This window comes from Pseudomonas sp. AC083, from assembly GCF_979253165.1.
In genome coordinates this window covers 15,709-31,921 of record NZ_CEEDDH010000028.1, presented here as the reverse complement: position 1 = coordinate 31,921, position 16,213 = coordinate 15,709, and the positions used below count along the sequence as shown (strand labels likewise).

13 protein-coding genes are annotated in these 16,213 nt (G+C 62.3%); 3 read left to right on the top strand and 10 right to left on the bottom strand.

The genetic code is table 11. From position 1 onward, the window contains the following. Positions 1 to 269 precede the first annotated feature (269 nt). The gene (locus AC0IXA_RS26740; RefSeq protein ID WP_039763920.1) at positions 270 to 482 is read left to right on the top strand and encodes a hypothetical protein; all 213 of its coding nucleotides are present in this window, start codon (positions 270 to 272) and stop codon (positions 480 to 482) included. Beyond that, positions 479 to 736, top strand: a complete 258-nt coding sequence (locus tag AC0IXA_RS26735; protein ID WP_150740997.1) for a hypothetical protein — start codon at positions 479 to 481, stop codon at positions 734 to 736. The genes AC0IXA_RS26740 and AC0IXA_RS26735 overlap by 4 nt, the downstream gene beginning before the upstream one ends. Positions 737 to 856: 120 nt before the next feature. On the opposite strand, the gene AC0IXA_RS26730 is transcribed toward AC0IXA_RS26735, so the two are convergent. The 10 genes from AC0IXA_RS26730 to AC0IXA_RS26685 all read right to left on the bottom strand — a co-directional run bounded on the left by AC0IXA_RS26730 (position 857) and on the right by AC0IXA_RS26685 (position 14,169). Beyond that, positions 857 to 1,453, bottom strand: coding sequence for a glutathione S-transferase (locus AC0IXA_RS26730; RefSeq protein WP_471814835.1), 597 nt, complete (start codon positions 1,451 to 1,453; stop codon positions 857 to 859). Beyond that, positions 1,450 to 5,091 (bottom strand): AAA family ATPase, encoded by a 3,642-nt coding sequence (locus tag AC0IXA_RS26725; protein WP_471814834.1) that lies wholly within the window; start codon positions 5,089 to 5,091, stop codon positions 1,450 to 1,452. The genes AC0IXA_RS26730 and AC0IXA_RS26725 overlap by 4 nt, the downstream gene beginning before the upstream one ends. Continuing rightward, complete coding sequence (locus AC0IXA_RS26720; protein ID WP_056789434.1) at positions 5,088 to 6,332, bottom strand: exonuclease SbcCD subunit D C-terminal domain-containing protein; 1,245 nt, start codon at positions 6,330 to 6,332, stop codon at positions 5,088 to 5,090. The genes AC0IXA_RS26725 and AC0IXA_RS26720 overlap by 4 nt, the downstream gene beginning before the upstream one ends. 320 nt (positions 6,333 to 6,652) lie before the next feature. Beyond that, entirely contained in the window at positions 6,653 to 8,284 is a 1,632-nt protein-coding gene (locus tag AC0IXA_RS26715) for a BatD family protein (RefSeq protein WP_122698113.1), read from the bottom strand. Next, a complete protein-coding gene (locus tag AC0IXA_RS26710; RefSeq protein WP_471814833.1) occupies positions 8,281 to 10,017 on the bottom strand; it encodes a vWA domain-containing protein in 1,737 nt (578 codons plus the stop codon). The genes AC0IXA_RS26715 and AC0IXA_RS26710 overlap by 4 nt, the downstream gene beginning before the upstream one ends. Continuing rightward, positions 10,014 to 11,093 carry a vWA domain-containing protein gene (locus AC0IXA_RS26705; RefSeq protein WP_471814832.1) on the bottom strand — a complete coding sequence of 360 codons (1,080 nt, stop codon included), beginning with the start codon at positions 11,091 to 11,093 and terminating at the stop codon, positions 10,014 to 10,016. The genes AC0IXA_RS26710 and AC0IXA_RS26705 overlap by 4 nt, the downstream gene beginning before the upstream one ends. Next, entirely contained in the window at positions 11,086 to 11,583 is a 498-nt protein-coding gene (locus tag AC0IXA_RS26700) for a DUF4381 domain-containing protein (protein ID WP_471814831.1), read from the bottom strand. Before AC0IXA_RS26700 ends, AC0IXA_RS26705 begins: the two co-directional genes overlap by 8 nt. After that, positions 11,580 to 12,524, bottom strand: coding sequence for a DUF58 domain-containing protein (locus AC0IXA_RS26695; protein WP_016774988.1), 945 nt, complete (start codon positions 12,522 to 12,524; stop codon positions 11,580 to 11,582). The genes AC0IXA_RS26700 and AC0IXA_RS26695 overlap by 4 nt, the downstream gene beginning before the upstream one ends. Positions 12,525 to 12,529: 5 nt before the next feature. Continuing rightward, positions 12,530 to 13,489: an AAA family ATPase gene (locus AC0IXA_RS26690; RefSeq protein WP_007913915.1), complete on the bottom strand. Its 960-nt coding sequence runs from the start codon at positions 13,487 to 13,489 to the stop codon at positions 12,530 to 12,532. Positions 13,490 to 13,815: 326 nt separating this feature from the next. Next, positions 13,816 to 14,169, bottom strand: a complete 354-nt coding sequence (locus AC0IXA_RS26685; RefSeq protein WP_323164871.1) for a hypothetical protein — start codon at positions 14,167 to 14,169, stop codon at positions 13,816 to 13,818. A 293-nt stretch (positions 14,170 to 14,462) separates the two neighbouring features. Here AC0IXA_RS26685 and AC0IXA_RS26680 point away from each other — a divergent pair, with 293 nt between their 5' ends. Then, on the top strand, positions 14,463 to 15,857 hold the full coding sequence (locus AC0IXA_RS26680) for a hypothetical protein (protein ID WP_400500614.1): 1,395 nt from the start codon (positions 14,463 to 14,465) through the stop codon (positions 15,855 to 15,857). Positions 15,858 to 16,213: the final 356 nt, after the last annotated feature.

Genomic DNA, 16,213 nt, shown 5'->3' with positions numbered 1-16,213 from the left:
CAGCCCGGGACGCTCTGCGTCCCATTGGAACGCGGAGCGTCCCTTGAGGCATTCCCACGCGGAGCGTGGGAACGATCAATCAGAAGATCGCAGCCTTCGGCAGCTCCTACGCGCGCGCGCGTTCTGCACTCATAGGTTTTCTCTAGCCGGCAAATAGAGCGGATAAATAATCAACGAAGCTGATATTCACCATTGCAAACCCTGAGTGGTTGCTTCGGCTTTTTTGATTGATTCTGTGGCCATCGAAACCTTTGCCCACGGAGAACACCATGGCCAGCGCAATCCTCACTTCCGCCAAACGCGGCGCCTACCTGGCCATCGGTCTGTACCTGGCCGTGGTGCTGTTCGTCAGCATCGGCGCACAGATGGAACACAGCTTCGACGCCCCGATCGACGTCGCCCACCCCGGCATCCAGTTCGAACTGCGCTCGCAAAGCGCGATGGTCGACAGGGCCGAACTCGCAGGAGTCGGCGGCGCATGAAAGGCTACAGACTCTGGGTCATCGCCAGCCTCGCGCTGATGACCAACGGCGCCTCACTCTTGGGGTTTGGCCAGGGCTCGGTGGGCGGCTTGGCCCGGGCCATAGAGGCCAACCACAACATCGCGCACAACATTGAACGCGCCAACACGCTGGGGCTGATGGCCGGCAATCCACCGGTCAAGGTCGCGCTGGATTTTCTCGGGCCGTTTGAAGTGGATTGCATGGCGCTGGGCATGTGCAACGCCCTGGCCTAATGATCGTTCCCACGCTCTGCGTGGGAATGCCTCAAGGGACGCTCCGCGTTCCAATGGGACGCAGAGCGTCCCCGGCTGCATTCCCACGCGGAGCGTGGGAACGATCAAAGGGACAGAGGGTTATTTTTTCATGATTGAGGTGAACAGCTCGGATTCGAGCAAGCGCTGCAACCAGGCCTGCAAGCGAATATAAGGCGTCTGCGCAAACCACTCGCGATCAACGTGAGCGAACTGTCGGACGAAAGGCAGCAGGGCGATGTCGGCGAGACTGAGCCGGTCACCCAGCAAATAGTCGTGGTCCGCGAGCGTCAGATCCAGATAGTGGGCGATCATCTCGCACTGCATGCGATAGACCTCCATCGGTTGCTCTGGATAACGCTCAGCGTATTTGTAGTGGTTCAACGAAGTCTTGAATCGTTGATCGTTCGTCTCGATCAGCATGTCCATGATGACGTCTGCTCCCGGATCATCCTTGAACAACCAATCATCCGGATCATTCTGCGCCAACGCCCAGCGCATGATCTGCAGACTCTCATCAATCACCACGCCATCGGCATTCAGCACCGGCACGGTACCCTTGGGCGACAGCGCGAGCATTTCCGCCGGTTTGTTCTTGAGGCTGACCTCAACGATCTCCACCGGCACGCCCGCATAACTCAGCGCCATTCGCGCACGCATGGCGTAAGGGCAGCGGCGGAAGGAATACAGCGTGTTCATTTCACCTCCAGCGTGCTCAAACCATTGCCCTGGCGCCGCACCTGAATCTGCACCGGGATGCGTTCATGCATTTCCTGCACATGGGAAATCACCGCCACCTTGCGTCCCTGCGCCTGCAAGCCATCGAGTGCGTCCATGGCCAGTTGCAAGGATTCCGGATCGAGGCTGCCAAAGCCTTCATCGATAAACAGCGATTCGATTTTCAGTGTGCTCGACGCCATCGAGGCCAGACCCAGCGCCAATGCCAGCGATACGAGGAACGTCTCGCCGCCGGACAACGAATGCACCGAACGCAGTTCGTCGCCCATTTCCGTGTCCATCACCAGCAGGCCGAGCATGCTGCCGCCGCGTTTGAGGCGATAGCGTTTGACCAGTTGGCGCAGCTGCGCGTTGGCGTGATGCACCAGCAGGTCGAGGTTGTAGGCCTGGGCGATCTTGCGGAAAGTGTCGCCGGTGGCCGAGCCGATCAAGGCACTGAGCCGCGCCCAGCGCTGGTACTCGGCATAGGCGTCGGCGATCTGCTGGGCCAGCGCCTGATTGGCGTTCTGCCGGCGCTGGTCTTCAACCTGTTCGGCGCGCAGTTCGGCGCACTGCTGCTCGCTGACGGCAAACTGGTTTTGCAGCTCAGCGAGGGCGCTGTCCAGCTGTTCGGCGTCAAGATTGCCGTCCTGCCGGGCCTGGTGATCGAGCAGGCGCTGATCGCGCTCCTGCAACAGGACCTGGGCCTGTTCGATGGCTTTTTCGTTGTGCTGAAGGGTCTGGCGCAGCGCGGCGACTTGCACGTCGTCGAAGCGCAGCAAGTCTACAAGGCCGCTGTCGTCCAGTTCCGGATGGCTGGCGCGCCAATCGGCGATCTTGCCGGCGAGTGCCTGGTCTTCAGCTTGCAGTGCTTGCAGGCGTTCATGTTGGGCCTTGAGCTCAGCGGCGATCTGCACCAGTTGCGTGCTCACGCTTTGCAGCTCCTCAGCGGTGCTGGTTTCCGCGCCGCGCGCCTGTTCCACCGCTTGTTCCAGTTGCTGCTGCCAATGCTCGGCGCTGCTGTGTTCGCCTAGCAGCTGCGCGAGTTTTTCCTGACAGCTTTGCTGTTGCTCGGTCAGCGCCGTGAATTGTTGCTCGGCACTGTGCAGCTGCTGAGTGCGCAGTTGCTGGCGATCCTGTTCTTTCTCGAGGGTCTGCTGGCGTTGCTGCTGTTCGCTCAGCTCTTCCTTTTGCTGTTCGAGCTGGGTCAAACGCTCGGCGATCTGCCGGTCCAGCTGCATGAACGTTGCCGCCGGCTCCAGGCGCAAGGCTTCGAGCGTGTCGGCGGGCAGCAGCGGGCCGAACGCGCTGAGTTCTTCTTCAAGGCGCTGACGATCACTGTTGAGTTCATGCTGCTGATGGCTCAGCTGTTGCGCCGCTTGCTGATGAGCCACTTCGGCCTGACGCAATTGTTGCGACAGACGCGCGGCGTCCTGCTGCAAGGTGAGCAGCGCACTTTGGCGTTGTTCGTCCTGAGTGATGCTCTGATTCAACTGCTCGGTCTGGCGGCTGAGCCAGGCGTCGCGTTTGTCGGCGTCCTGATTGAACAGTTGCGCGGCCAGCGGATGCGCGTCGAGGCTCGGGGCCAGGGTTTGTTGTTGCGCCGCGAGTTGTTCCTGTTGCTGCAGCAGCTCTTTCTGTTGTGCGATCACGCCACCGACTTCGCCGCGCAGCTCGATCAGTTTTTCCTTGAGCTGATCGACCACTTGCTGGGCGTTGGCCTGTTCGCTTTCATCGTGACGGCCAAGGCTTTGCAGCAGTGCTTCGGGCTGGTGATAGGGATGCTCGTTGCTGCCGCAGACCGGGCAGGGCTGATCGTCCTGCAACTGCGCGCGCAGCTCTTCGACACTGGCACTGCGCGCCAGCCGCTGACGTTCAAGCAGTTCGCGAGTGACGCTGAGGGTCTGCTCGGCGACGGTCAGTTCGGCCTTGGTTTTCACCCCGTCCTGGGTCAGGCGTTCGCGTTGCTGCTGCGCGTCGAGCTGGCGTTGTTGCAACTCGGCGCTGCGCTTGTTGAGATCCTGCTGAGTCGCCCACAGGCGCGACAGGTCTTCGATCGCGCGCAGTTGCTTGCGGTTGTCCTGGAGCAATGTGCCGAGCAGGCCGATCTGTTCGGCGACTGCGTCCGGCTCTGCGCCAGCTTCTTTGAACAGCACTTCCAGTTGCTGTTTGTGCGAGGCCAGTTGCTCAGCACTGTGCGCGGCGTTCTGTTCGAGGGAAGCCAGTTCGCTCTGGCCCTTGTTCATGCGGTTGCCGATCACCATCAGCTGTTGCAGACGGTCGCGATAGGCGCTCCAGGCATCGCTCAACGGCGCCAGATGCGCACTCTGCTCAAGCTCGGTGGCGATGCGTTGCAAACGCTCGGCGACCTCAGCCTGTTTTTCCTGCAAGGCTTGAATCGTGTTCTGGCCATGCTTGAACGCTTGCTCGGCCGCTTGCCGGGCTTCGGCGCTGCTGGCGGTGTCCTTGATCAGGCGGGCGAGGGTGCTTTGCTCTTCGAATGCCTGACGCAGCAACGGCGCGTTTTCGCTCTGGCGCTGTTGCGCTTCGCTCAGGGCGACTTTTGCTGCGTCGAGGTTCTGTTCCAGCTGCGTCTGGCGTTCGCCCAGCGCCGCGTGTTGTTGGGTGTGTGCGGCAATCTGCGTCGCCAGTGGCGTCAGCAGCGCATCGAGCTCGGCCTTGCGCGCGAACTGATGGCGTTGCGGGCCAAGCTGTTCCAGACGCGTCAGTTTCACCCGCTCGCCGGCCAGGGCCTGCCATTGCTGTTGCGCGGTTTGCAGTTGTTCGCTGGCCGCTTGCTGCGCTTCCTGCAACAGACGCAAATCCTTCAGCCAGGCATGCTGTTGCTCAAGCTGTTTGAGCTGCGCTTGTTGCGCCTTCATCTGTTGCTGCGCGGTGTTGAATCGCTCGTCGAGTTCGGCGCGCGCTTCCGGTGCCAGCGGCGTCACACCGGTGGCCTGATCCTGCAACAGCTTGTGTGCTTCGCGGGCTTCTTTGGTCTTGTCGAAGGCGCGGCGGCCGAGGCGGGTGTACAGCGCGGTGTCGGTGAGTTTTTCCAGCAGTTCACTGCGGTCGTTGTCGTCAGCCTTGAGGAACGCACTGAACTCACTCTGCGCCAGCAGCACAGCGCGAGTGAACTGTTCAAAGTTCAGGCCCAGCGCGGCTTCCAGCTGGGTTTTGTATTCGCCTTTCTGGCTGGCGAGCAGTTGATCCTGATCGATGTCGCGCAGGCTCTGCCGACTGGCCTGGAGCTTGCCGCCAGCCTTCTCGCGAGCACGATTGGCTTCCCAGCGCGCGCGATAGCGGCGGCCATCGACGCCGACAAAATCCACTTCTGCATAACCTTCACCGGTGCCACGCCGCAGCAAGGTGCGCGGGTCGCCAGTGGCGATTTCACCGTCAGCGTCGGGGACTTTCGCATCGCGACCGGTGTTGTTCAGGCGCGGTACGGCGCCGAACAGCGCCAGACACAACGCATCAAGCAACGTGCTCTTACCAGCGCCTGTGGGGCCGGTGATCGCAAACAGACCAGCGCTGGCCAGCGGTTCAGCGGTGAAATCGATCTCGAACGGTCCGGCCAGCGAGGCGAGGTTCTTCAAACGAATGGCGAGAATCTTCATGGCTGCTCGCCCTCCAGTTGCACGTCCTGCAGCAGTTCAGCGAAGTCCTTGAGCGTCTGCTCGTCGACCTCGCTGCCGTAGTTGTCGAGCCAGGCGCGGCTGAACAGTTCCTGCGGGGTGAGCTGGTCGAGTTCGATCAGCGTGCTGCCGTCATCGCTGCCATCGGCGCCGCGATTGCCGGCGTATTCAGCGGCAATGCGCACCAGACGCACGGCTTTGCCTTGCAGTGCGGTTTCCACTTGGTGGCGCAGATCCGGCTGCGGCTCATCCAGGCGCACGCGCACTTCGAGCCATGGCTGGCGCTGGGTTTCCGCGAGCAGATCGATGTTCGGCAGGTCGGCCAGTTGCAGCAGAATCTCGGCCAGCGGCGCCGGGCCGATGCGCTGCAGATTGACCGATCGCGGGATCAGTTTCGGCTCGACGCTGACCAGGGTTTCACCGTCGAGAACGACGTCGAGAATCTGGTGTTGATAACCGATTTCGGAAAACGACAGCGGAATCGGCGAGCCGCTGTAGCGGATGCGCTCCTCACCGTTGACCTTCTGCGGCTTGTGCAAATGGCCGAGGGCGACATAACTGATGCTTTCGCCGAACAGGCTGGCGGGCAGCGCTTCGGCATTGCCGATGATCAGGCTGCGCTCGGAATCCTCCGACACCGAGCCCCCGGCCATGTGCGCGTGGCTGATAGCGATCAACGCCTGTCCGGGCTGACGCTTGGCATTCGCCGCCGCGATCAGCCATTCATGCACCTGACCGATGCCGCGCAGATAGTTGTCACCCAGATGCGCGCCGGTGACTTCCGCCGGGCGCAAGAATGGTAGCGCCAGGCACCACGCGGCGATTTCTCCCTGGGCATTCGGCAGCGGCAGCAGCAGGCGCTCGGCATCGAGTTGCCCGTCATCCAGCCACAGCACCCGTCCCAACGCGTGAGTGCGCAAACGCCGCATCAACGGCGCCGGCAGCTCGATCCGCGAGCCGGAATCATGGTTGCCGGCGATCATCACAATGGTCAGCAACGGCTGCTGTTCGTGAGCACTGACGATGAAATCGTAAAGGCGTTCCTGCGCTTTGACCGGCGGATTGACCGTATCGAAGATATCGCCGGCAATCAGCAGCACATCCGGCTGCGCCAGGTGCAACTGGCGCAGCAGCCATTCGAGAAAACACGCGTGCTCGAAATCGCGCTCCTGGCCGTGCAGGTTTTGCCCAAGGTGCCAGTCGGAGGTGTGGAACAGACGCAAGGTGGACTCCGCTACAGAAAAGAGGTGATGGCCGCGCGGGAATGAGGAGGCGGCGAAAGAGGGGGAGAGTTTACAGTCTATTGCACCGCGCAGTCTTCGCACGGACTCCTGTGGCGAGGGGATTTAGCGAAACGTCGCACCGCCCTGAACGGCTGCGCAGCAGTCGCAAAATCAGACCCTGCGGTGTGTCAGGCATATTTGAGTTGCGGAATTTGCGGCTACTTCGCAGCCCAACGGGGATAAATCCCCTCACCACAAAAAACAAAGGCTGCGAATGCATTCCCTTGTAGGAGCTGCCGAAGGCTGCGATCTTTTGCTGTTCACTTCGGATAAAGCGGCGGCAACCCACTCTCACTCACCGGATCCTGCACTCGTTCCGCCGCTGGAATAGTCCGGATCGCCCGCCACAAATCCTCACCCTGCCAATGCTGCCCGGTCTCGCTGTACAGCGCGCCGTTCAAGCCATCCAGTGCATCCGACAACGGCACAAATCGCGCGGCCATGTCTGCCAGCGTCTCCGGCTGTTGCCGCGCCCAGGCGTCCAGTGCCTGGCGGGTGGCGTGGGGGTCGTTGGCCTGGCTGGCGCGTTTGATGTCGTCGAGCAGGGTGCGTGGGCTCGGGCCGGTCTGGGCGGCGCGGTGGATTGCCGGTTGCCAGCGGGCGCGCCACCAGAGGCCGAAGCCGAGCAGGGTGGTGCAGGCGAGGATCAGCGTGCTGAGTTTCCACCACCACAGGGTGTCGTTGTCGGGCGTACTCGGTTGCAGGGTGCCGGCCGGGGTGTCGATTTGCAGGCTGGGGTTGTTCGCCACTTGCAGGGTGCGAGCGGGCAGGCTGCTGTGTTCGAGGTGGTCTTCGAAGGTGTTCCACCAGACCACGTCGACGGTTGGCAGGTCGATCGCGCCGCTGCGGCTTGGCACCAGTGCTTCGCGTTCTTCGCGGCTGCCGATGATCCCGCGGTCGCTGCTCTGGTTGCTCAGCACCGGTTGGTCGGGGTAGCGGCGCAGGCCGTTGACGTCGGTGGCGGGAAGGGCTGGCAGTTGCGAGCTGGCGAGGCCTTCGACTTTTAGCGTCAGGCTGCGGGTCAGGGAATCGCCGACCTGGGTGTGGTCCGGTTCCGGGCTCCAGCTTTCGCTGAGGCTGAGGTTGCGCGCCGGCAACCATGGCGCATCGACCGGGTAGGTCAGCGGTTTCGGTTTGACCGTCAGCGGAATCGACGCCGAGCTGACGCGCATCAATTTGCCGGGCTTGGGCCCCGAGGCGTCTGCTGATGGCGCGGTATCGACCAGCGTGGCGCTGAACGTCTGCGGCGCGATGGTCAGCAGGCCGCTGTGTTGCGGATAGATCGCGTAGCGCATCTCGATCACGCCGTGGCGCAGACCGTTGATGTCTTTCTCGTAGGTGCGCGTGTCGCCAAGTTGTTCGATGCGCGCATCGGCGATTTGCAGCGGGCTCAGGCTGCTGTCGTCGTACAGCGAAACCGAGTGGTAGATGCGCAAAGTCAGGATGGCCTGGGCCTGCACGTAGACGCTGGTCTGGTCGAGGCTGGCTTCGATGAACACCGGATCAAGGCTGTTGTTGTCTTCGCGGTTGTCGCTGGCGATCACCTGCACGGTGATCGGCTGGCTCTGTGCTTCGCCCAGTTGCAGCGGCGGAATCACTACGCTGCCGTTTTCTTTCGGCAGCAGGGTGATGATCCAGCGTGTGGTCGCGCGATTGTCGCCGTTGAGGGTGTTGAGCTGGTTGACCTGGCGCGTGCCGCGCACTTCGAACAGCGCTTCCAGCGCCGACAGATCGGGCTTGCCGAACTGGGTGACGTCGTCAGTTTCGAGGGTGAGCTCGACCGTCTCGCCGGAGTTCAGGCGACTGCGATCCACGCTGGCGGTCAGCTCGGCCGCCTGAGCGGTGGCCGTGCAGATCAGCAGGGGCAGCAAGAGAGCGGTGAAGCGGGTCATCGATTGTTTTCCTGATCCTGATGTTGTTGCTGTTCGTACCAGAATTTGCGCCTGAGCAGTTCGCCCGGGTCGTCCGGGATCTTGCCCAGCCATTGTTCGAGCGCCTGACGCTGCTCGCCTTCGAGGTTGTTCTCGCTCGGGCGCAGGGTCGGCACCGTGTCGGTTTCCTCTTCCTCGTTGCTGCCGGGGATTTCATTGGGGCCGGGCAGCGGTGGGGCGGTCGGCGGCGGTTCGCTGGCCGACTCGGCCGGTTGCGCCTCGCTCTGGGTTTCGCTGCTCACCGCCGGAGGGGGCGCGGTGGTGGGCGAAGGCTCATCGCCGGGCAGACTTTGTTCGTTCGGCTGGTTGTCCGGTTCGGGCGGCGACGGGGCGTTTTTCTGCTTCAGCAGATTTTCCACCAGCGCCTTGTTGGTCTGCGCCGGACGCAGATCCGGTTGCAGTTCCAGCGCCTGTTCGTAGGCGTCGATCGCTGCGTCCAGCTCACCGCTTTTGGCCAAAGCGTTGCCACGATTGTAGTGGGCGCGGGCATCGCTGCCCTCGGCGAAGCGCTGAGCGGCGCCACTGTAGTCGCCGGCCTCGTACAACGCCACCCCTTGCCACTGATGATCTTCAAAATGCTGCGCGGCTTCGGCCGGGCGTTTCTGCTTGAGCAGGTGCAAACCCTGCTGGTCGGGGCGCAGCCACAAGTCTTCGAAATCGAAAGCGTAGCTCGGTTGCGGCAGGCACCACAGCAGCGGCAGGCAGAACAGCCAACCACGGCGCCCGGCACAAGCGGCGAGCAATAGCAGCGGCAACAGCAGCCAGTAGCCCTGATCGGCCCACGTATCGAGGCGCACGGTCTGGCCGTCGTCGCGCAGGCTGCGCGGGCCGTTGAGCAAACCGAGGGCGCCAAGATCAGCCTCGTCGAGACGCGCCGGGTGATACTCGCCGCCCACGCTGTTGAGGAAAGTCGCCAGACCAGGACTGTCGAGTTGCGGCACGCGGATCGCGCCTTGCTCGTCCTTGAGGAAACTGCCGTCCTCCTGGGCAATCGGCGCGCCTTCGGCGGTGCCGATGCCGAGCATCAGCAGTTGCGTCGACTCGCCATTCAGCGCTCGGCGAATGCCTCGCCGTTCTTCTTCATTGAGCGACGAACCGATCAGCAAAATCCGTCCCTGTCCCAGCGCACCTTGCTTGAGCAGGGCAAGTGCTTTGTCCACGGCCAGATCGGCGCGGTGGCCGGCTTCCGGCATCAGCGACGGCTTGAGCGCGTCGAGCAGGTTGCGACTGGTGGCCAGATCATCCGACAGCGGCACCAGCGTGTGCGCGCTGCCGGCATAAACGACGATGGCGGTCTGCGCATCGCTGCGCGCCTGCAACAGGTCGAACAGCTTGCGCCGCGCCTGTTCCAGACGCGTCGGCGGCGAGTCGGTGGCGAGCATCTCCGGGGTCAGTTCGAGCACGACTACCAGCGGATCGGCGGGTTTCTGGCTGGTCTGTTCAACGCGCTCCCAGCTCGGCCCGAGCAAGGCCAGAATGGTTAGTATCCACGCCACGCCAAGGGCGATCCACGGCAGTTTGCTCTGGCGCCCGCTGCCGCCACTGAGCAGCGCGGCATGGAACGCCGGCGGCAGAATCATCTGCCAGCGACCGGCGCGTTTCTGTCGGTGCCAGAGTTGCCAGAGCAGCCAGCCGAGCAGCGGCAACAGCAACAGCCACCAAGGGCGGAACCAGTGCGGCCAGAGCGCGATCATCGGCGCCTCCGCAGACGCAAACGCTGCAAGCGCTGACGCCAGTCCGGCAGTGGACTTTGTAAATACAGTTGTTTGGTAAACAGGCGTTGCAGCGGATTGTCCGGCCACAGTTCGCGGACGACCAGCAACAGGCTCAACCACAAAGCCAGCGCCAGCGGCCAGTGATACAAAGCTTGCGCTGGGCGTGCCTGAGTCGGTTGCTGGGTCACCGGCTCGAGCTGATCGAGGGTGTCCTTGATCGCTTGCAGCTCCAGGCCGTCGTGGGCGCGGAAGTACTGGCCGCCGGTGATTTCGGCGATGGCCTTGAGCGCCGGTTCATCCAGATCAAGGCTCGGATTGACCCCGAGCAGGCCGGTCGAGCCGCTGTCCTCGGGATTGGCGCCGATGCCGATCGGGTAGATTCTGACGCCTTCACTGGCCGCCAGTTTTGCGGCGGTCAGCGGATTGATTTCGCCGCCATTGTTGGCGCCGTCGGTGACCAGAATCAGCACGCGACTTTGCGCCGGCCGCAGGCGCAGGCGTTTCAAGGCCAGGCCTATGGCATCGCCGATCGCGGTGTTTTTGCCAGCGATACCGATCCGCGCTTCGTCGAGCCAGATGCGAACGGTGCGCCGATCGAAGGTCAGCGGCGCTTGCAGGTAGGCCTGGCTGCCAAACAGGATCAAACCAACGCGGTCGCCGTCGCGGCTTTCGAGGAAATCACCGAGCAAGTGCTGCACCAGCGACAGGCGACTGACTTCTTCGTCCTGCCACTGCATGTCGGGAAAATCCATCGAACCGGACACGTCCACCGCCACCAGCAGATCACGGCCACTGGCGGCAATTGGCAGCGGCTCGCCGAGCCATTGCGGGCGCGCGGCGGCGATCAGCAAGATCAGCCACAGCAAGATAAACGGCGCCTGCTGCCGCCACGCCGGCAAGTTCGCACGCGCGCGGCGGCGGGCGAGGCCTTCAAGGTCGGCGAGGAAACTGACTTTCAATGCCGGCTCGCCGCTGTCGGCCACCGGCAGGACCAGACGCATCAACCACGGCAGCGGCAACAGCACGAAGATCCACGGCCAGGCGAACTCAAACATGTTTGCGAATCCACGTGTCGACCGCCTGGGTCAGGCCGGCGATGGCTTTGTCGTCGAGTTTGCATTCCGGCTTGTACGCACCTTCGACCAGCACCATCCAGCGCGTCAGGCCGGCAGCCGGGCAGCGGTTATCGAGGAAGGCCAGCCATTTGCGGCCGTTGAGGGTGTGGCTCTGGCTGTACGGATAGTGGTTGCGGCACAGGCGTTTGAGCAGGCCGTTGAGTTGTTGCAGCCAGGCACCGGCCGGAGCGCCGTCGTAAGGCTTGGGCATTTGCGCCAGTTCGGCGAGCGCGGCGATGCGTACCGGGTCCAGCGGCTGCTCGGCGCGCACCACCGGGCGTTTCTTCATCGGAATGAAGCGGCGCAGCTTCCACACGGCAAAACCCAGCACCGGCAACAGCAGAAGCAGCAGCCACCAGCCCGGCGCCGGCGGCCAGAAGGCGATCGGCGGCGGCGAGATCAGCGGTTGCAGTTGTTCGAGGCCGTTCATCGACCTTTCCCCGGACGCTGCGGGTTCAGGAACTCGCGCATCTGCTCGACCATTTCGCTCTGCGTGCTCAACGGCATCAGCAACACCCGCAGCTTCTGCGCGAGCAATTCCCAACGAGCGATGCGCGCTTCGGCCTGGGCGCGGTAGGTCTGGCGCAGGTCGAAGTTCAGCGTGTCGATTTCCAGCTGCGCGCCACGCTCGGCAAAGCGCAGCAGGCCGGCAGCGGGCAGGGCGTGATCGAGTGGGTCGGACAGCGGCAGCATCAGCAGATCGCAATGCCGCGCCAGCAAGCTCAATTGCTGTTCGGCGCTGTCGGACAACGCGCGTTCATCACAAATGACGATGGCCAGACTGCCCGGCCGCAGCACTTCCCGCGCGCGGCGCAGGGCCACGCCGAAGGCATCGCGATCCGGCTCGCGCTCGCTGTGCAGCGACTGATTAACCTTGACCAAGCGGTTGAGCAATTGCAGCAGGCTCTGCTTGCTGCGCCGAGGCTTGATTTCGTAGTGCTCGTTGTCGCCGAACACCAGCCCGCCAACCCGATCGTTGTGCCCCAGCGCGGCCCAGCCGATCAACGCCGCGACTTGCGCCGCCAGCACCGACTTGAACATCAGCCCCGAGCCGAAAAACAGCCGCGTGCTCTGCTCGACCATGATGAAAATCGGCCGCTCGCGTTCTTCATGGAACAGCTTGGTGTGCGGCTCCTGCGTGCGCGCGGTGACGCGCCAGTCGATGGTGCGCACGTCGTCACCGGCCTGATACACCCGCACCTGATCGAAGTCGACGCCACGGCCACGGAATTTCGAGTGATGCAGGCCGATCAGCGGGCTGCGCTGACTCGGCGTGGAAAACAGTTGCACCTCGCGCACGCGGTGACGCATCTCGATCAGCTCGGCGAGGCTGATGCGGATACCGGGTTCGGAGGGCAGGGCGGCGTTCATGGGGGTCAAGCGACGGCGACGACGTCGAGAATCCGCTGCACCACGCGATCCTGATCGATGCCAGCGGCTTCGGCTTCGAACGACAGAATGATGCGGTGGCGCAACACGTCGAACAGTACGGCCTGAATGTCTTCCGGGCTGACGAAGTCGCGACCGGCCAGCCAGGCGTGGGCGCGGGCGCAGCGATCCAGCGCGATCGAACCGCGCGGACTGGCGCCGTAGGCGATCCACTCGGCCATTTCCGGGTCGAACTTGGCCGGGTTGCGCGTGGCCATGACCAGTTGCACCAGGTATTCCTCCACGGCGTCGGCCATGTACAAACCAAGGATTTCCTTGCGCGCGGCGAAGATCGCCTGCTGGCTGACCCGGCGCTCGGGCTTGGTCTCACCGTTCAGCGCCTCGCCACGGGCCTGCTGGAGGATGCGCCGTTCGACAGCGGCGTCGGGGAAGCCGATCTTGACGTGCATGAGGAAACGGTCGAGCTGGGCTTCCGGCAGCGGATAGGTGCCTTCCTGTTCGATCGGGTTCTGCGTGGCCATCACCAGAAACAGCGGCGACAGCTCATAGGTGCTGCGCCCGACGCTGACCTGACGCTCGGCCATCGCTTCGAGCAAGGCCGATTGCACCTTGGCCGGCGCGCGGTTGATTTCGTCGGCCAGCACCAGGTTGTGAAAGATCGGCCCTTGCTGGAAGACGAAGCTGCCGGTTTCCGGACGGTAGATTTCGGTGCCGGTGATGTCGGCGGGCAGCAGGTCGGGAGTGAACTGAATTCGATGGAACTGGGCTTCGATGCCCTCGGCGAGTTCTTTGATCGCTTTGGTCTTGGCCAGACCGGGAGCGCCCTCGACCAGCATATGGCCGTCGGCGAGCAGGGCGATGAGCAAACGCTCGATGAGTTTTTCCTGGCCGAGAATCTGCGTTGAAAGAAAGGTTCGCAGCGCCAGCAGCGCTTCACGATGTTCCATCGGTGACTGTTCCTGGAAAGGGGGTGGCCGGGGCGTTCGGATAACGCCGGGGCTGGGGGCGTTACTTTAATCCATCGCGGGGGGCGGCGACTAACGGCATTTTGTGCAAAAGAGCAAAAGATCGCGGGTTTTGGCAGCTTCCCGGTTGGAATGTGATCCCCTGTAGGAGCTGCCGAAGGCTGCGATCTTTTGATCTTTCGCAAAGCAGGAAATTGTAGCGGCGCCAGTGCCGGCCTCTTCGCGAGCAGGCTCGCTCCCACAGGGTCTGATGTACGCATTCCAATGTGGGAGCGAGCCTGCTCGCGAAAGGGCCAGCCCGGTCAACATCAAACCTCGCTGATAAAGGTCCCGGTCCCATCTAGAATGTTCTTCAAAGTCTCGACAACCTCATCCATATCCACCATGTCCGGGTTGAACGCGATCTCCAGCACATCATCGCCATTCAACGCATCGGCATCCGCAGCAGCAATCTCGATCTTAAGCAGGTTTGAAGTCAGCGTGACCTTCACCCCGTCCAGCGTCGAAGGCTCGCCATCCAGGGTGATCTCTAGCTCATCCTCATCCGGATAACGGCTCATCAGGAACATCTCGCCCTTGTCGCTGTGGCAGCAGAGCATGGCCATGTTGTCTTCTTCGTCGTCGCACGGGTTGACGATCAGTAGGGCGGTGGTCATTTGCATGGGGGAAATCCTGGGCAGTGGCGGCGATGAATCTGTTCGAAGGCGCGATTTTGCCAGTCTCTGCTCGTTCGCGCTGCCTGCATCGGTAAAAAGTGGCAAAGCAGGACATTTCCGTCGCCCAGTTCCGAGTAGCAAGAAGGGAAAATCCGACGCCAGCGTAAGGCAATTGCCGGATGCGCAAAATCAACCCGAAATTGCGATTTTTCGCTTGTGATGGCCACCTTTTTGCCGTTAGTTTCGCCGCTCATGCGCAATGGAGTGCGTTACGACAACCCCAAAAAGGGAACTTTGCCATGACCCAATATTTCGACCGCGCCGAAGAAATCCGCCACCTGTCCGATGAACAGATCGAGGAAATCTACAAACGCTATCTCGAAGGCGAAAAAACTGCCGTGCTGATGGCGGAATTTAAGATCCCTGCAACGGTGCGCAGTCTGCTCAAGGTTCTGCCCCCGGTTATCAGTGCCGACCTCAGCTGCCCTTATTGCAAATTGCCGATGTGGGTGCGCCGACACGCCAGAGGTACTCCGCTTTCGCTGCGCAGTACCTTCAAATGCGTACGCTGTGAGCACCAGCAAAGCCTACCCGGCACCAATACCCGCCACACGACTTGCAGCTGCACAGAATGTTTCAAGGTGCGCCAGCAGCAGCTTGCCGCCCGGGCCACGCGTGATCGCCTGGAATTGGAAGCTCGATATGGCGCGCGATGCCCCGCAGTGCCTTACGCCAATCTGGGGTTTGTGCAGAAGCTGACGTTGCTCGCTTTGCTGGATGATGGTTACGGCGCAACCGTTGAATGGATTGCGCCGTTGAATGCGCCATCCAGAGAAGAACTCCTCGCCCTGACGTTCGAGGCCCGTGAAGAGCTGCTCAAAGGCCTGCACGAAGCCGGGGTGCTGGCAGTTTCCACCGATTCCGACATCAACGCTTTCGATCGCAGCGAGGGCTGCAATATCCGCGAGTACAGCGCGGTGCGCTGGCTGCCCAGCGTCACGCTCGACGGCGTAACGCGCTGTGCCCGCGAGAATTTGTATCAGGTGCTGTATCAGGAGTTGTCGGGCAGCGTCAAAGCCGCCTGGAAGAGCGAAATCTATTCGCTGGTCTTCAGTCTCGCCCGCGAAGCGTCCATTCAATACATCCGTGTGCTGGCCGCTGAAGTGGATTTTGCCTTCACGGCCGAAGCCCGTGCCGAGGAGGTGGTCGGGCAGTTGCTGCAGGACTTCTCGGTGAGTCAGCTGTATTACTTCGCCCGCTTGGCGGTACGAAACGCCGCGCACTTTTATGCCACCGGCAATTCCAAAGGGCGCAGTCACGCCTCCAACACCATTCCGCGCAACATGCTGGGCACGGCGCAGGACGCGCTCGCGCGCAATTGGCGCAAGAACGCCCATCGCGATGCGCGAGTACCGCAAACGGCCTTGCAGCGCTTGCTCTACGACGTGGTGCTCAAGGACAGCGGCGCCGGATTTTCCAAATCGCCGGGCATGTATTGGCGTGACGAACTGGTCCCGCAATTCTTTTCCGCCGTGGCGTTCGACAGCGACTTGCTCAGCCATCTGCGGCTGTTCTGCCGCGAATGCGATTCGAGCAACATTGACGCCAGCATGGACAAGCAGATCCTGCAGACGATGTGCTACGACTGCGCCACGGTGAGCAAATTCAGAGCCTTTGAGGAACTGCCGGACTGATCCGCGTCAACCGCTGGCGCTGAACCGGATGCCACGCTCAGGGTCGATAACAGGGCCTTGGGCGTTTTCGTTTCCGGATATGTAACGTACTCGGCGACCGACCTGGCACGAAAGTCCCGTGAAACCGGGGTTTCGAACCTGCATTTCGGCGCCCACCTGCTAGTGTTGATGCAGGCCAAACCCTGCATTTACGTGCCAATGACCGAATATGTCGCAGCACCGCAAGCAGACACATTGTCGCACCCATTAAGCTGCGCAACGGATGAGCACCCGTAAAGGCATTGCCGGCAGTGCTGGCAGTCGCTTTTGCAGATGCTCATTCATGGAAGGTGAATGTGACCTGAGTGTCCCGTCCA

Excerpts from the sequence above, each read along its gene's own strand:
- AC0IXA_RS26690 (WP_007913915.1), bottom strand. The coding sequence starts at position 13,489 with ATGGAACATCGTGAAGCGCTGCTGGCGCTGCGAACCTTTCTTTCAACG.
- AC0IXA_RS26735 (WP_150740997.1), top strand. The coding sequence starts at position 479 with ATGAAAGGCTACAGACTCTGGGTCATCGCCAGCCTCGCGCTGATGACC.
- AC0IXA_RS26685 (WP_323164871.1), bottom strand. The coding sequence starts at position 14,169 with ATGCAAATGACCACCGCCCTACTGATCGTCAACCCGTGCGACGACGAA.
- AC0IXA_RS26700 (WP_471814831.1), bottom strand. The coding sequence starts at position 11,583 with ATGAACGGCCTCGAACAACTGCAACCGCTGATCTCGCCGCCGCCGATC.
- AC0IXA_RS26715 (WP_122698113.1), bottom strand. The coding sequence starts at position 8,284 with ATGACCCGCTTCACCGCTCTCTTGCTGCCCCTGCTGATCTGCACGGCC.
- AC0IXA_RS26680 (WP_400500614.1), top strand. The coding sequence starts at position 14,463 with ATGACCCAATATTTCGACCGCGCCGAAGAAATCCGCCACCTGTCCGAT.
- AC0IXA_RS26695 (WP_016774988.1), bottom strand. The coding sequence starts at position 12,524 with ATGAACGCCGCCCTGCCCTCCGAACCCGGTATCCGCATCAGCCTCGCC.
- AC0IXA_RS26730 (WP_471814835.1), bottom strand. The coding sequence starts at position 1,453 with ATGAACACGCTGTATTCCTTCCGCCGCTGCCCTTACGCCATGCGTGCG.
- AC0IXA_RS26725 (WP_471814834.1), bottom strand. The coding sequence starts at position 5,091 with ATGAAGATTCTCGCCATTCGTTTGAAGAACCTCGCCTCGCTGGCCGGA.
- AC0IXA_RS26710 (WP_471814833.1), bottom strand. The coding sequence starts at position 10,017 with ATGATCGCGCTCTGGCCGCACTGGTTCCGCCCTTGGTGGCTGTTGCTG.
- AC0IXA_RS26705 (WP_471814832.1), bottom strand. The coding sequence starts at position 11,093 with ATGTTTGAGTTCGCCTGGCCGTGGATCTTCGTGCTGTTGCCGCTGCCG.
- AC0IXA_RS26740 (WP_039763920.1), top strand. The coding sequence starts at position 270 with ATGGCCAGCGCAATCCTCACTTCCGCCAAACGCGGCGCCTACCTGGCC.